At 63.2% G+C, this 14,977-nt stretch carries 11 protein-coding genes; 6 read left to right on the top strand and 5 right to left on the bottom strand.

From position 1 onward, the window contains the following. Window positions 1-32: 32 nt before the first annotated feature. Complete coding sequence (rhaS, locus tag LB528_RS08415) at window positions 33-1,028, bottom strand: rhamnose ABC transporter substrate-binding protein (RefSeq protein ID WP_224512909.1); 996 nt, start codon at window positions 1,026-1,028, stop codon at window positions 33-35. 54 nt (window positions 1,029-1,082) lie between these two features. Beyond that, the gene (locus LB528_RS08410) at window positions 1,083-1,892 is read right to left on the bottom strand and encodes a DeoR/GlpR family DNA-binding transcription regulator (RefSeq protein WP_224512907.1); all 810 of its coding nucleotides are present in this window, start codon (window positions 1,890-1,892) and stop codon (window positions 1,083-1,085) included. Window positions 1,893-2,081: 189 nt separating this feature from the next. Between LB528_RS08410 and LB528_RS08405 the strand changes: the two genes are divergently transcribed. The 5 genes from LB528_RS08405 (at window position 2,082) to LB528_RS08385 (ending at window position 9,466) form a co-directional block, all read left to right on the top strand. Further along, window positions 2,082-4,184, top strand: coding sequence for a bifunctional rhamnulose-1-phosphate aldolase/short-chain dehydrogenase (locus tag LB528_RS08405; protein WP_224714503.1), 2,103 nt, complete (start codon window positions 2,082-2,084; stop codon window positions 4,182-4,184). A 50-nt stretch (window positions 4,185-4,234) separates the two neighbouring features. Next, on the top strand, window positions 4,235-5,569 hold the full coding sequence (gene rhaI / locus LB528_RS08400) for an L-rhamnose catabolism isomerase (RefSeq protein ID WP_224714502.1): 1,335 nt from the start codon (window positions 4,235-4,237) through the stop codon (window positions 5,567-5,569). 239 nt (window positions 5,570-5,808) lie between these two features. After that, window positions 5,809-7,545: a gamma-glutamyltransferase gene (ggt, locus tag LB528_RS08395; protein WP_224714501.1), complete on the top strand. Its 1,737-nt coding sequence runs from the start codon at window positions 5,809-5,811 to the stop codon at window positions 7,543-7,545. 416 nt (window positions 7,546-7,961) lie between these two features. Next, the gene (locus LB528_RS08390) at window positions 7,962-8,594 is read left to right on the top strand and encodes a hypothetical protein (protein WP_224714500.1); all 633 of its coding nucleotides are present in this window, start codon (window positions 7,962-7,964) and stop codon (window positions 8,592-8,594) included. After that, window positions 8,558-9,466, top strand: coding sequence for a hypothetical protein (locus LB528_RS08385; protein ID WP_224714499.1), 909 nt, complete (start codon window positions 8,558-8,560; stop codon window positions 9,464-9,466). Before LB528_RS08390 ends, LB528_RS08385 begins: the two co-directional genes overlap by 37 nt. Before the next feature lie 48 nt (window positions 9,467-9,514). Here LB528_RS08385 and LB528_RS08380 read toward each other — a convergent pair whose 3' ends face one another. The 3 genes from LB528_RS08380 to LB528_RS08370 form a co-directional block, all read right to left on the bottom strand. Continuing rightward, the gene (locus tag LB528_RS08380) at window positions 9,515-9,862 is read right to left on the bottom strand and encodes a hypothetical protein (RefSeq protein WP_224714498.1); all 348 of its coding nucleotides are present in this window, start codon (window positions 9,860-9,862) and stop codon (window positions 9,515-9,517) included. Window positions 9,863-10,076: 214 nt separating this feature from the next. Beyond that, window positions 10,077-11,432 (bottom strand): sigma-54-dependent transcriptional regulator, encoded by a 1,356-nt coding sequence (locus LB528_RS08375; protein ID WP_224714497.1) that lies wholly within the window; start codon window positions 11,430-11,432, stop codon window positions 10,077-10,079. Next, window positions 11,429-13,294 carry a sensor histidine kinase gene (locus LB528_RS08370; protein WP_224714496.1) on the bottom strand — a complete coding sequence of 622 codons (1,866 nt, stop codon included), beginning with the start codon at window positions 13,292-13,294 and terminating at the stop codon, window positions 11,429-11,431. The genes LB528_RS08375 and LB528_RS08370 overlap by 4 nt, the downstream gene beginning before the upstream one ends. Before the next feature lie 240 nt (window positions 13,295-13,534). On the opposite strand from LB528_RS08370, the gene LB528_RS08365 reads away from it, so the two are divergent. Beyond that, window positions 13,535-14,869 (top strand): dicarboxylate/amino acid:cation symporter, encoded by a 1,335-nt coding sequence (locus tag LB528_RS08365; protein WP_224714495.1) that lies wholly within the window; start codon window positions 13,535-13,537, stop codon window positions 14,867-14,869. Window positions 14,870-14,977 lie beyond the last annotated feature (108 nt).

Here is a 14,977-nt window from a genome sequence, read left to right as displayed (position 1 = left end):
CGGATGAGGGGGTAGCGCCGTTGGTTCCAGGATCAATAGATCTTGGAGAACTTCTCGATGTTGGTCTTGTCGAACTGGAAGGGCGGAGCCATGGCGGCCGAGTTGGTGTCGTCGAGCGTCACCTTGCCGACGCGGCCGATCGACAGCGTGGCGCCGGGCTTCGCCTCTTCCTTCTTCACCGCCAGGTCATGGGCGAGATAGATCGCCGAGTAGCCGAGGTCGATCGGGTTCCAGAGCGCAACCGCCTGGCTGGCGCCATTGTCGATGAACTTCTTGAACTCGGACGGCAGCGCGAGGCCGGTGACATTGACCTTGCCGATCAAGCCTTCGTCGGTCACCACCTGTGCGGCGGCGACAACGCCGACGGTCGTCGGCGCGATGATAGCCTTGAGGTTCGGATAGGACTTCAACAGGCCTTTGGCCTCGTCGGTGCTCTTTGCCGAGTCGTCATCGCCATAGACGGTGGCGACCAGCTTGATCTTCGGAAATTTCTCCGGCAGCACCTTCTTGGCCGCTTCGATCCAGGCGTTCTGGTTGGTCGCGGTCGAGGACGCCGACAGGATGGCGACGTCGCCGCCTTCCGGCAGATAATCGGCGGCGAGCTTGATGATGGTCTCGCCGATCAAATTAGTGTCGGACGGATTGAGGTGGAGCTGGCGGCCTTCCTTGGCAACGCCGGAATCCCACGAGATAACCGTGATGCCGCGCTCCATCGCCTTCTTCAGCACCGGCACCAGCGCGTCGGCGTCATTGGCCGAAACCGCGATCGCGTTGACCTTCTGCGCGATCAGCGAATTGATGACCTCGATCTGCGCTTCGGCGGTAGCCTTGGTCGGGCCGGTATAGATGACGTCGACATCGCCCAGTTCCTTGGCCGCTTCCTCGGCGCCCTTGTTGGCGGCGTCGAAGAAGCCGTTGCCGAGCGACTTCACCACCAGCGCGATCTTGACGTTCTCGGCATAGGCAGCATTCACGAACATGGCGGCGGAAAAGGCCGCCGTAACCAGCAGTTTCTTCAAAAAGCTCATCGAATATCCTCCCTTGAGCGTTGCATTCCATCGCCGCTGCGGGCGCGAGTTTCCTCAGGCCTGCAGTGAAGATTCTTCCTTCTCGCTTGACTGTCTGCGGGCGACGATCAGCGCTACGCCCGCCGTTTCCAGCATCTTGGCCTCGCGGTCCTCGATGCCGTCGTCGGTGATCACGGTCGCGATGCGCGACAGCCCGCACAGGATCAGGCTGGAGCGCATGCGGAATTTCGAGGAATCGACCAGCACCACCAACTCGTCGGCCTGGTCGATCAATTTCTGCTCGGCCTGGATCAGCAGCGGATCGCCCTCCATCAGCCCGAGCGGCCCCAGCCCCTGCGCGCCCATGAACATGCGCCGCGCATAGAAGTTGCGCGTCACGTCATTGTCGAAGGGCGATAGGACGATGTTCTGCTCGCGGTAGATCGTGCCGCCCGACAGCATCACCGTATTCTTCGAGTGCTTGAGCAGGTGCTCGGCGATCGGGAAGGAGTTGGTGAAGATCGGCATGCGGCGTCCGGTCAGGAAATGCACCATCTGGAAGGTGGTGGTGCCGCCATTGATGATGATCGGCTCGCCGTCCGCGCAAAGGCTCACGGCTTCCCGCGCGATCGCCCGCTTCTGCGCGGCGTTCAGCGTCTCGTTGACGGAGAAGGGCCGGCCGGCGAGGCCGATGAATTGCGGCGGCGAGATCGCCTCGGCGCCGCCGCGCACCCGGCGCAGGCGCTTCTGCACATGCAGCGCCGCGATGTCGCGCCGGATCGTCGCCTCGGAGGAGTCCGTCAGCTCGACCATCTCCTGCACCGTCACCACAGGCTTTTCCTGGACGGCGGACAGAATGATCCTGTGGCGCTCTTTCTCGTGCATGGTTCCTCCCTGCCCAAGCATCAGGCCTTAGAAAACACGCAGTGTCAATCATTTCCGATCATATATTTTCATTGTGCAGTGCAATATGACCGATATTGATCGTTTGTGATTGACAAGCGCAGCGCTTGCGTAGACATTCCCCGGCGAGAAATGAGGGGGCACGGCGTTCGCGCTCCAGGGAGGATACCTATGCTCGACAAGCGCTCCGGCTCGCGCCTCGCCAATCTTTGGGACCATGCAAAAGCCGAGGGAATGAGCGGCCCCGAGCTCCTGGTCTATCGCTCGAACACGCTGGGCTCCGACAAACGCGTCACCAATTATGGCGGCGGCAACACCTCGTCCAAGGTCTGGCAGAAGGACCCGCTCACCGGTGAGGAGGTCGAGGTGCTGTGGGTCAAGGGCTCGGGCGGCGACAGCGCCTCGATCAAGCTTGACGGTTTTGCCACCCTCTACATGCAAAAGCTGCGCGCGCTGAAAGGCCTTTATCGCGGCGTCGAGCACGAGGATGAGATGGTGGGATACCTGCCTCACTGCACTTTCAATCTCAATCCGCGCGCGGCCTCCATCGACACGCCGCTGCACGCCTTCGTGCCGAAGGCTTGCGTCGACCACATGCATCCCGATGCCATCATCGCGGTCGCCGCAGCCAAGGATTCCAACGCGATCACCAAGGAGATCTTCGGCGACGCCATCGGCTGGCTGCCGTGGAAGCGGCCGGGCTTCGAGCTCGGCCTATGGCTGGAAAAATTTTGCCTGGAAAATCCTAATGCCAAGGGCGTCGTGCTGGAAAGCCATGGCCTGTTCACCTGGGGCGATACGCCGAAGGAATGCTATGAGACGACGATCTCGGCCATCAACCAGGCGATCGACTGGTTTGAGCGCAAATCCGAGGGCAAGGCGGTCTTCGGCGGCGAAGCGGTGAAGGCGCTCGACGCGCCGGCGCGCCGAGCGATCGCCGCGAAATTGATGCCGCGGATCCGCGGCCTGATCTCCGAGAAGAGCCACAAGCTCGGCCATTTCGACGACCAGCCGGCCGTGCTCGAATTCGTCAACTCGAAAGACCTGAGGCCGTTGGCGGCGCTGGGCACCTCATGCCCCGATCACTTCCTGCGCACCAAGATCCGGCCGCTGGTGATCGAGTTCGATCCGGCAAAGCCGGATGTCGATGCCGTCATTGCGCGTCTGGCCGACGACATCGCCGCCTATCGTGTCGGCTACCAGGCTTACTATGACGCCTGCAAGCATGCGGACTCGCCCGCCATCCGCGATCCGAACGCCGTCGTCTATCTGATGCCGGGCGTCGGCATGTTCACCTTTGCCGGCGACAAGGCGACCGCGCGCATCTCCGGCGAGTTCTATGTCAATGCCATCAATGTCATGCGCGGCGCGTCGACGGTCTCGTCTTATGTCGGCCTGCCTGCACAGGAAGCCTTCGACATCGAATACTGGCAGCTCGAGGAAGCCAAGCTGCAGCGCCTGCCGAAGCCGAAGGCGCTTGCCGGGCAGATCGCCTTGGTCACCGGCGGCGCCGGCGGCATCGGCCGCGCCGCCGCCAACCGACTGCTGCGCGAAGGCGCCTGCGTGGTGCTCGCCGATATCGACGAGGCCGCTTTGGCCAGCGCCAATGAAGAGCTCTCGAAAGCCTACGGCAAAGACTTCGTCCGTCCGGTGCGCATCGACGTCACGTCGGAGGATCAGGTCGCCTCTGGTTTTGCCGAAGCGTCGGTTGAATTCGGCGGCATCGACATCCTGGTTTCCAATGCCGGGCTAGCCTCCTCGGCGCCGATCGAGGAGACGACGCTGACCTTGTGGAACCGGAACATGGATATCCTGTCCACCGGCTATTTTCTGGTTTCGCGCGAGGCCTTCCGGCTGTTCCGCGCCCAGAAGATCGGCGGCAATGTCGTCTTCGTCGCCTCGAAGAACGGGCTAGCCGCTTCGCCAAATGCGTCCGCCTATTGCACGGCCAAGGCGGCCGAGATCCATCTTGCCCGCTGCCTCGCGCTGGAAGGGGCGGAGGCGCAGATCAGGGTCAACGTCGTCAATCCGGACGCCGTGCTGCGCGGCTCAAAAATCTGGACCGGCGAGTGGAAGGAACAGCGCGCCGCCGCCTACAAGATGTCGACCGACGACCTCGAGGAGCATTATCGCTCGCGCTCGATGCTGAAGCGCTCGGTCTTCCCGGAGGACATCGCCGAAGCGATCTACTTCTTCGCCTCCGACATGTCGGCCAAGTCCACGGGGAACATCGTCAACGTCGACGCCGGCAACGCGCAGAGCTTTACACGTTAGGCGCGCTTCCCTTCTCCCCGTTCTACGGGGAGAAGGTGCCCGAAGGGCGGATGAGGGGCAGCGCCAGCCGACGAATACTGGGAGGAAGAGCAGTGTCCGAAACGATCATCTCGACTGACGTCGTCGAAAAAAGCAACGCCGCGCGCAAAGCCGATCTCGACCGCGACTACGCTTCGCTCGGCGAGCGCCTGCACCGGCGCGGCATCGCCATCGACGCGATCCGGGACAAGGTGGAAAAATTCGGCGTGGCGATCCCGTCCTGGGGCGTCGGCACCGGCGGCACGCGTTTCGCCCGCTTTCCGGGCGCCGGCGAGCCGCGCGACATCTTCGACAAGATCGAGGACTGTGCCGTCATTAGCCAGCTGACGCAGGCGACGCCGACCGTCTCGCTGCACATCCCGTGGGACAAGGCCGATCCGAACCGGCTGAAGCAGGCGGCGTCCCGCTTCGGCCTCGGCTTCGACGCGATGAATTCGAACACCTTCTCCGACGCCAAGGACCAGAAGCTTTCCTACAAGTTTGGATCGCTGTCGCATGCCGATGCCGGCACGCGCCGGCAGGCGGTCGAGCACAATCTCGAATGCATCGAGATCGGCAAGACGCTGGGCTCCAAAGCGCTGACGGTATGGATCGGCGATGGCTCCAACTTCCCCGGCCAGGTCAATTTCGCCAAGGCTTTCGAGCGCTATCTCGACGCCATGCGCGAGATCTATGCCGGCCTGCCGGACGACTGGCGGCTGTTCACCGAGCACAAGATGTACGAGCCGGCCTTCTATTCGACGGTGGTGCAGGACTGGGGCACCAACTACATCATTGCCAAGGAACTCGGCGACAAGGCCTTCTGCCTGGTCGACCTCGGTCATCACGCGCCCAACGTCAACATCGAGATGATCGTGTCGCGGCTGATCCAGTTCGGCAAGCTGGGCGGCTTCCACTTCAACGATTCCAAATATGGCGACGATGACCTCGATGCCGGCTCGATCGATCCCTACCGGCTGTTCCTCGTCTTCAACGAACTGGTCGATGCGGAGCTTTCGGGCGCCAAGGGTTTCCACCCCGCGCATATGCTCGACCAGAGCCACAACGTCACCGACCCGATCGAAAGCCTGATGCTGTCGGCGGTCGAGGTGCAGCGCGCCTATGCGCAGGCGCTGCTGGTCGACCGCAAGGCGCTGGAAGGCTTCCAGGATGACAATGATGCGCTGATGGCGACGCAGACGCTTAAAAGCGCCTACCGTACCGATGTCGAGCCGATCCTCGCTATGGCACGGCTGAAAACGGGAGGCGCCATCGATCCGGTCGCCGCCTATCGCCAAGCCGGCTACCGGGCCAAGGTCGCGGCAGAGCGGCCGGCGGTTGCGGGTGGCGGCGGCGGGATTGTCTGACAGGCAGCGCCACTCCCCTCATCCGGCCGCTTCGCGGCCACCTTCTCCCCGAGGGGAGAAGAGATCAGCGCCGCCGCACGCTCCTCTCCCCTTGGGGAGGAGGTCGGATTGCCCGAATTGCCCTTGCAATTCGACTTGGCAATCCGAGTGAGGGACCACTCGCGCTGCTTCAATTGTTATTGGACTAATTCGCTGTGGCGGTTTTTCCTAGGCGTCCCCCCAACGCCAGGAGCACCGCCATGCCCTTGACCCGCCGGACGCTGATCGCCGTCAGCCTTTCGCTCACCTTTGCCTTCACGCCAGCCGCCGTTTTCGCCGCTTCGCCGACCCCCGCCAAAGGCGAGCATGGCATGGTGGTGACCGCTCAGCATCTAGCCACAGAAGTCGGTGTCGACGTGCTGAAGAAAGGCGGCAACGCCGTCGATGCCGCGGTTGCCGTCGGCTATGCGCTCGCCGTGGTCTATCCCAATGCCGGCAATATCGGCGGCGGCGGCTTCATGACGGTGCGCATGAAGGACGGTCGCACGACCTTTCTCGATTTCCGCGAGCGCGCGCCGCTCGCCGCCACCAAAACCATGTATCTCGACAAGGACGGCAAGCCGATCAAGGGCGCCAGCCTCGACGGCTATCTGGCGGTCGGCGTGCCCGGCTCGGTCGCGGGCTTCGAGACGGCGCGCGAGAAATACGGGACCTTATCGAGGCAGGATCTGATGGCGCCGGCGATTGCCTACGCCAAAGACGGCTTCGTGCTCAACCAGGGCGATGCGGCTTCGTTCGCCGGCAGCGCCGACCGGTTGGCGAAGGACCCGGCTGCCGCCGCCATCTTCCTGAAGAAAGACGGCAAGCCTTACGGCATCGGCGAGAAGCTCATTCAGCCGGACCTCGCCGCCTCGCTGTCGGCGATCTCTGAAAAGGGGGCGGACGCCTTCTACAAGGGGGCGATTGCCGATGCCATCGTCAAGGCGAGCGGCGCGAAAGGCGGTATCCTCGCCAAGGGCGATTTCGAGCAATATGCCGTGCGTGAGCTGAAGCCGGTGACCTGTTCCTATCGCGGCTACGAGATCATCTCCTCGCCGCCGCCGAGCTCGGGCGGCGTCATCATCTGCGAGATACTCAACGTGCTGGAGGGCTATCCGCTCTCCTATCTCGGTGCCGGCTCGGCTGAGACGGTCCATGTCATGGTCGAAGCTATGCGCCATGCCTATGTCGACCGCAATTCGGCGCTCGGCGATCCGGATTTCGTCGACAATCCGGTCTCGAAGCTGCTCGACAAGAACTATGCGAAAGCCATCCGCGACAAGATCGCTCCGTTCCGTGCCGGCGTCTCGAAGGAGCTGATGCCGAAAGGCTTCGGCGAGTCCAAGGAAACCACGCATTATTCGATCATCGATAAGGACGGCAATGCGGTTGCGGTCACCCATACGCTGAACGGCTCCTTCGGCGCTGGCGTCGTCGCCGGCGGCACCGGCATCCTGCTCAACAACGAGATGGACGATTTCACTCAGAAGCCCGGCGTACCCAACCTCTATGGATTGGTCCAGGGCGAGGCCAACGCCATCCAGCCGAAGAAGACGCCCTTATCCTCGATGAGCCCGACGATCGTCACGAAGGACGGCAATCCATTCATGGTCGTCGGCAGTCCCGGCGGCTCGCGCATCATCACCATCACGCTGGAGGCGATCGTCAATGTCATTGACCACGGCATGGACATCCAGCAGGCGATCGACGCGCCGCGCATCCATCATCAATGGCTGCCGGACACGGTCTATGTCGAGCCTTTCGGGCTGTCGCCGGACACGGAGAAGCTGCTTGCCGGAATGGGCTACCACCTCGACTTGAGCGACCAGACCTGGGGGCAGGCCGCCGGCATCCTGGTCGGCGGCAAGAGCCTGGCGGAGATCGAGAAGGGCGGCGGCGCCCGCTACAATGGCGCCATCGACAGCCGCGCGGCCGCCGGCGAGGCGCTGGGGTATTAGTCTCAGGGGCCTATGAAATCAGTCGGCTATTTAACATTGCAGTGGGTGCCGCCTCGGCCGGCGCCACCCAATTGACCGCAGCGATAGTGTTGTCACCGCCCGGGCAGGAAATGCGATCCTGGGCGACACGTCGGCGCCGCGATAGCTCAGGCCATTGAAGATTAACGGAAAATCGGTAGAAGGCGAAGGAGCGGACGCTGTCCCTGAATGCCTTAACATGCCGAGCCTCCGGGGCGGCGCTATAGCGGCTGTGATGAATGGGTCAGAGTTTTTCTTTGGTGGTTCCTACGCGTGACGGAGCGCCGCACAGTCTGATAATTGCCGACGAATATCGACGGCTCGGGATTGAAATTCGGTATTTCGTCGATAGCCGTTCATCGCCACGATACGTAGAAGATGTGCTTCGCAAAGTAGACTTGGCCACCAAGCTGTCCGTCAGGTGGGGGCGGTCTTATGTCGAAGGCATTCTGCCGAAGATTGCAGCCGTTTCACGCGCAAAGCGTATTTTCCGGTTGGACGACGATGAATTTCCCTCGCGTGCCTTGTTGACCTGGCTGCGCGATGTTGCGGCGCCGACAAATAAACCGGTGATCGCCGTTCCGCGCCGCGCCGTAGCCGTGATCGACTCCATGGCTGTTTCCGCTGCGAATATGCCTAATCTGCCACCGCAAGATTTTCAGTTTAGAGGGTTCCTCGTCGATTCGGTAAGATTCAGGAAGAAGATCCACACGCCGGGCTTCTCGTTCAATGAAGCGGACGTTTTGTACGCGCCTTCGGAGTGCCACATCTACCATTTCGACTGGGTTGTACGAAGCCGCGAGCAGAGGGCCAGCAAACTCGAATTCTACGAGAGGATGGAGCCGGGAGCGTTCGAATTGCTGAAGTATCAGTATCTCTACGAGGACTTCGATCCGGCCCTTTATGATTTTAGCCCGCTGGACGATTCGGACGTATCGGCCCTGGCTCTTCGGCTCCACGACGAGCGGCCTGCACCCGCGGAGGCAACCGGCGGATGGAAGCGGCTTTTCCGCAGGATCGTCTGTCGATGAATCCCTTTCGCTTCGCGGCGTTTCAGCGGCCATTGCTCGGCCCATCGGCAGGTGGCCGGCAGGCGGGAATCTTCATAACGCATGTGCTGAACGATCGAATACAGGCTCATTTTGACCGTCTCCGCCACGAAACGGAGGAGATCATCGATTGGCAGCTCGCCTATAATCCGTGGACGTTGAGCGATCTCGTCGCCGGACGAGGCGAATTCGAGATCGACCGGACCTCCGTGCGCGTGCGGCAAGCCGTGGACAACGGGCACTTGTCGATGGGCTATATGGACCTCGTCCTCTTCCCTTTGGTGAGGTCCGCAAATCGGGAATTCGTCTGGGTTCTCGAATATGACGTCGACTTTGCCGGCCGATGGCTCGATTTTTTCCAACAGTTTTCAAGTAATGGCGCGGACTTGCTGGCGACGACGCTCAATACGCATCGCCGCGATCCGCGCTGGACATTCTGGAACTCGGCCAATGGACCGTGCCCGAAATCACGGTTCACAAGAGCATTTCTGCCGATCATGCGTGTTTCAAGGCGCTTGATTGGTGTCTACGAGGAGGCGCTCTCGACAGGGGAATGGAGTGGGCACTACGAATTCCTCGTGCCGACCATTGCGCGCGTTCAAGGTCTCAGGATCGAGGACATCGGCGGGACAGGGCCGTTCGTGCCTTGGCGCCGAAGGCGACGAAACTATCTGAATGCGGCGAAGAACCCTCATCTCAGTCCCGGGACGTTCGTCTGGCGCCCATCGATGACGGCTTATTTTCACGAAGACGAGACCGCATTCACGCAACGGGCCATGCTTTACCATCCGATCAAGGCCGATGTGGTCGAATGGGAGGCCGAACCACCTGTGGCGCTATCCGAGGCTATCTGATGCGGAGAGGCTTGGGCTGGTTTATCGCAAACCAGCTGGATTGCTTTTTCAGACGACCAGCGTGACGGTCGAAGCGATCAGCATGACGGCGGCGATGGCGACGAACAGCGCATAAATGCGCGGCCGGTCGAGCAGCAGCGCATTGCCGGAAATCCAGGCCGCGGTAGCGCCACCGAGCGCGAACAGGAAGCCGTTGCGATGGCCGAAGGACATGGAGGCGGCCATCAGGCCGCCGATGATCAGCGCGCCGAAGACGATAATGACGGCGACCGCGTATTTCTCGAAATCATTGCCGCCGCCCATCGCCGGCCCCATCGCATTGAGATTGGGCAGGTCGTCCGGGTCGAAGGGGCTGGTCGAGCCGTATTCGTCTTGACCGAGGGATTCGCGCATCATTCGTTCTCCGCTGGGCGGCAACAAACCATCAACGCCAGCCGAGCGCAACCCGGGAAAGCCGCCACTGCGATGCATTCGCCGCCCGGCTGATGCCCGCGTGCCACGGTTTTCCGGTCCGTTTCAACGGCGGTAGCGGCGTTGCGGTTCCCACAGCATGATGCCGAAAGGTGTGAAGCGTTTGCGGACGGCATCATGCTCCATCTCTGGCTTTGATCTACCTGGAAAAATCGCTGCGCACGATGCCGTGCCGCTGCAGCTTGTCGTAGAAGGTCTTGCGCGGGATGCCGAGCGCCTCGATGGTGCGCCGGACGTCGCCGTCATTGCGGCCAAGTGTCTCGCGTATGATCTCGGCCTCGTAGCGATCGAGCCGTTCGGGCAACGGCATCGCGGCATCGCTTTCCATTGCCGCAGGGGAAGGCGTTTCGCCGATGTCATCGAGCCCGAGCACGAAACGTTCGGCGAAATGGGCAAGCTCGCGCACATTGCCCGGCCAGTCATGGTCCCTCAGATGACGCTGGACTGCGGCGGAGATCGCCGGGACGGTGCGACGGAAGCGGGCGGCGGCCCGCTCGGCGAAGTAGCCGAACAGCAGCGGCACGTCCTCCCGCCGCTCGCGCAGCGGCGGGATCGAAAGCGTCACCACATTGAGCCGGTAATAGAGGTCCTCGCGGAAAGCGCCGCGCTGGCTGGCATCGCCGAGGTCGACCTTGGCGGCGGCAACGACACGCAGGTCGACCGGGCGCACCTCATTGGTGCCGAGCGGCGTCACCTCGCGCATTTCCAAGACGCGCAGCATCTGTACCTGCGTCGAGGCCGGCATGCTTTCGATCTCGTCCAGGAACAGCGTGCCGCCGCTCGAATGCTCGATACGGCCGACGCGCTTCTTCTGCGCGCCGGTGAAGGCGCCGGCCTCGTGGCCGAACAACTCGCTTTCGATGACCGTCTCCGGCAGCGTGCCGCAGTTGAGCGCGACGAAATTGCCCTTGGCGCGGCGGCTCCAGCGGTGCAGCAGGCTCGCCACCACCTCCTTGCCGGAGCCGGTCTCGCCGGTCACCAGCACGTCGACATCGGTGTCGGCGATCTGCCGCAACGTCCGGCGCAACCGCTCCATCGCCGGCGTCTGGCCGATCAGCGGCAATCCCTCTTGTGCCTGCTCTGCCGCTTCTCGCAAAGCGCGGTTTTCCATCACCAGCCGGCGTTTCTCCGCGGCGCGCGCAACGCTCCGCGCCAGCCGGTCGGCGGCGAAAGGCTTGGTGATGAAGTCGTAGGCGCCGTTCTTGATCGCCTTGACCGCCATGGCGATATCGCCATGACCAGTGACCAGGATGACGGGAATGTCGGGGTCGAGCCGCAGCACGCGATCGAAAAGCTGCAGGCCGTCGATCTCCGGCATGCGGACGTCCGAGACGATCACGCCCGCGAAATTCCTGTCGAGCGCCGCCAAAGCTTCGCTCGCCACCGCGTAAGCCGATACCGCAAAGCCGGCAAGCTCCAGCGTCTGCCTTGTCGCCTTGAGCAGATCGCTGTCGTCATCGATCAGGATCACCGGTGCTGGGTCATGCTTGGTCATGCTGCGCCGGCTTTCGACAGATGGATGGTGAAGCGTGTGCCTTGGCCGCTGCTCGAAACCTCGATACGCCCGCCATAGTCGGCGACGATGTCTTTGGAGATGACGAGGCCGAGCCCGAGGCCCTTTTCTTTCGAGGTGTTGAAGGGCGTGAACAGGGATTTCAGGATCGCGGGCGGGATGCCCGGCCCGTTGTCGGAAACGACCAACGCCACGTCTTCGGCGGTTTCGGTGGCGAAGACTTCGACCCGCGCGCCGTCACGGCCATCGAGCGCCTCCAGCGCGTTCTGGAACAGGTTGATCAGCACCTGCTCCAGCCGCAGCCGGTTGCCCATCACCTTCAGCGCCGGCGGCGGCAGCGTGACCGCCAGCGCGTCCAGCCGGCCGGCGAAGCGGCTCCTGAGCAGCACCACGGCGCCTTCGATCACGCTGCGCAGCTCAACCGGTTCGGCGGCGGTGCGGCCCTTGCGGGCAAAGGCTTTCAGCTCTTCGGTGATCGAGCCGATGCGCTCGGTCAGCGCGGCGATGGCGCCAAGGTTCTCTTCGGCCGGCGCGCTCTGCTTGCGCTCCAGGAAGACGCGCGCATTGTCGGCATAGGCGCGGATCGTCGCCACCGGCTGGTTGATTTCATGCGCGACGCCGGCGGCGACCTGGCCAAGCGTGGCAAGCCGGTTGGCCTGGACCAGCTCCTGCTGCATCACCTGCAGCTTCGCCTCCGTGCTGCGATGGTCGGCGATCTCGGCCTGCAGCCGGTCGCGCGCCAGGCTGAGGTCCTGCGTGCGCTCGACGACCCGGCGCTCGAGTTCGACCCGCGCGGCCTGCTCGGCGGCAATCCGCATCTGGCCGGATTGCCGGCGCCACAACAGATAGGCGGCAAAGGCGATGAGCGGGACGAGGATACCCAGCGTCAGCAGCCGCATCTCGCGCTGCGCCGCCGCGATCGGCGCCTCGGCCGGAACGAGATAGTCGAGCCGCCATGGCGTCGACGGCACCGCGGTCGACAGCCGCAGATACTCGGCGTCGCTGCCCCCGGGCGTAATGGCATGAACCAGCGCGACGTCGGAGCTCAGCGGTTGCGGTTTCGTGATCGGCAGGGGCACCAGTGGCGCATCGCCGAATTGCTGGCTGGCGCGGATGGCGCCGCTGACCGGAGCCGCCAGGGGCGCTGTCGTCATGAAGCGCCAGGAGGGCACGCTGGTGATCAGCACCACGCCATGCTCGTCGCCGACATAGGCCGGGCGGTTGGCCTCGTGCCAGTCGGCCTCGAGCTGGTCGAACTCCATCTTGACCACGACGACGCCGAGTGGCCCCGAGGCGCCGTCGACACGGCGCGAGATGTAAAGACCCGGACGCTTGCTGACATTGCCGAGCGCGAAATATTCGGCGGTGCCGGTCTCCATTGCTCCCGAGAAATAGGCGCGGAAGCCATAGTCGTTGCCGACGAAGCTCACCGGTTCGCGCCAATTGCTGGAAGCGATCGCCAGGCCATCCGTGCCGGTGACGTAGAGTACCGAGGCCTTGGTGCCGGACACCAGCCCTTCGAGCTTGCGGTTGAGCACGTCGATCGAGGCAGGGCTGCGCTCGCTCAACGCGTCACGCACCTGCTGGTCCTCCGACAGCAGCAGCGGCAGCGCGCGCGGGTTTTCCAGTACCGCGCGCAGCAGCGCCACCTTAAGGTTAGCGTCGGTACGTCCCTGCGTGGCTAAGGCCTCGATCTCGGTCGAGCGGCCGTAGAGGCCTGCGCCGTAAAGCGCTGCCGCGATGATCGCCAGCGCCACCGCCCCGAACACCAGCCAGGCGCGCCGCGCCCGCCCGGCGAGCAGTTCGGGCATCGAGGCGAAGACAGCGGCAGGGCGTTGCAGCATGCCGCATCTGTGCATGAATTCGCACAAAGCACAATTCGACCTATGCGGATAAGCGCACGGAAAGGCTTTCGAAGATGCCCGTCGTCGATTCGAAAAACCCAACAAAATCAATATTTCGAGGCTTCGGCCGTCATCTGGCACACGCGTTGCAAATGCATCCGCAGCAGCCGCGAGGCTGTGGAGGTCAACAGCTCCCAGGGAGGTCGAGTGTTCTCGATCGGGGGCCGAATGGAGGATATCATGCAGACAGCAATCGCTGCCGCCGAACCGCGCGGCAAGGTTCCCTTTTACCGGCATCTCTATGTCCAGGTTCTGGTGGCGATCGCCGCCGGCATCCTGCTTGGCCATTTCTATCCCGACCTGGGCGCCTCGCTGAAGCCGCTTGGCGATGCCTTCATCAAGCTGGTCAAGATGGTGATCGCGCCGGTGATCTTCCTCACCGTGGCGACCGGCATTGCCGGCGTTTCCGACCTGCAGAAGGTCGGCCGCGTTGCCGGCAAGGCGATGATCTATTTCCTCGTCTTCTCGACTCTGGCGCTCGTCGTCGGCCTCGTCGTCTCCAACGTCGTCCAACCTGGCGCCGGCATGCACATCAATCCGGCCACGCTCGACGCCTCGAAGGTCTCGACCTTCGCCGAGAAGGCGCATGACACGACCATCGTCGGCTTCCTGATGAACATCATCCCCGACACCATCACCGGCGCCTTTGCGCAGGGCGATATCCTGCAGGTGCTGTTCTTCTCGGTGCTGTTCGGCATCGCCCTGGCGCTGGTCGGCGAACGCGGTCGCCCGGTCGTCGATTTCCTCCAGGCGCTGACCGCGCCGGTCTTCCGCCTCGTCGCCATCCTGATGAAGGCCGCACCCATCGGCGCTTTCGGCGCCATGGCCTTCACCGTCGGCAAATACGGCATAGGCGCAATCGCCAACCTCGCCTTCCTGATCGGCACCTTCTATCTGACGTCGCTGCTCTTCGTGCTCGTCGTGCTCGGCGCTGTCGCATGGTACAACGGCTTTTCCATCCTGGCGCTGATCCGCTACATCAAGGAAGAGCTGCTGCTGGTGCTCGGGACCTCGTCGTCGGAAGCGGCACTTCCCGGCCTGATGGCCAAGATGGAGCGCGCCGGCTGCAACCGCTCGGTGGTCGGCCTGGTCATCCCGACCGGCTATTCCTTCAACCTTGATGGCACCAACATCTATATGACGCTTGCCGCGCTGTTCATCGCCCAGGCGACCGACACGCCGCTCACCTTCGGCGACCAGATCCTGCTTCTGCTGGTCGCCATGCTGAGCTCTAAGGGAGCCGCCGGCATCACCGGCGCCGGCTTCATCACCTTGGCCGCCACGCTCTCGGTCGTGCCCTCGGTGCCGGTCGCCGGCATGGCGCTGATCCTCGGCGTCGACCGCTTCATGTCGGAATGCCGCGCGCTCACCAACTTTGTAGGCAACGCGGTCGCGACCATCGTCGTGGCCCGCTGGGAAGGCGAGCTCGACCAGAAGCAATTCGCCGCCGCCATGGCCGGTCAATTGCCGGAAGAGGCTGATCTTGCGCTGTCGGGCGGCCTGCAACCTGCCTGATCACCGTCCGAAATTGCGAAAGACAAACGGCATCCTCCCGATGCCGGACAGGTCGCGGCTCTGCCGCGGCCTGTTCTTTTTGTCGGCCGCCGCATAGGCTGCGCGAGC

Source organism: Mesorhizobium sp. CA4, assembly GCF_020165075.1.
Lineage (GTDB): Bacteria > Pseudomonadota > Alphaproteobacteria > Rhizobiales > Rhizobiaceae > Mesorhizobium.
This window is presented reverse-complemented; position numbering and strand designations above follow the sequence as displayed.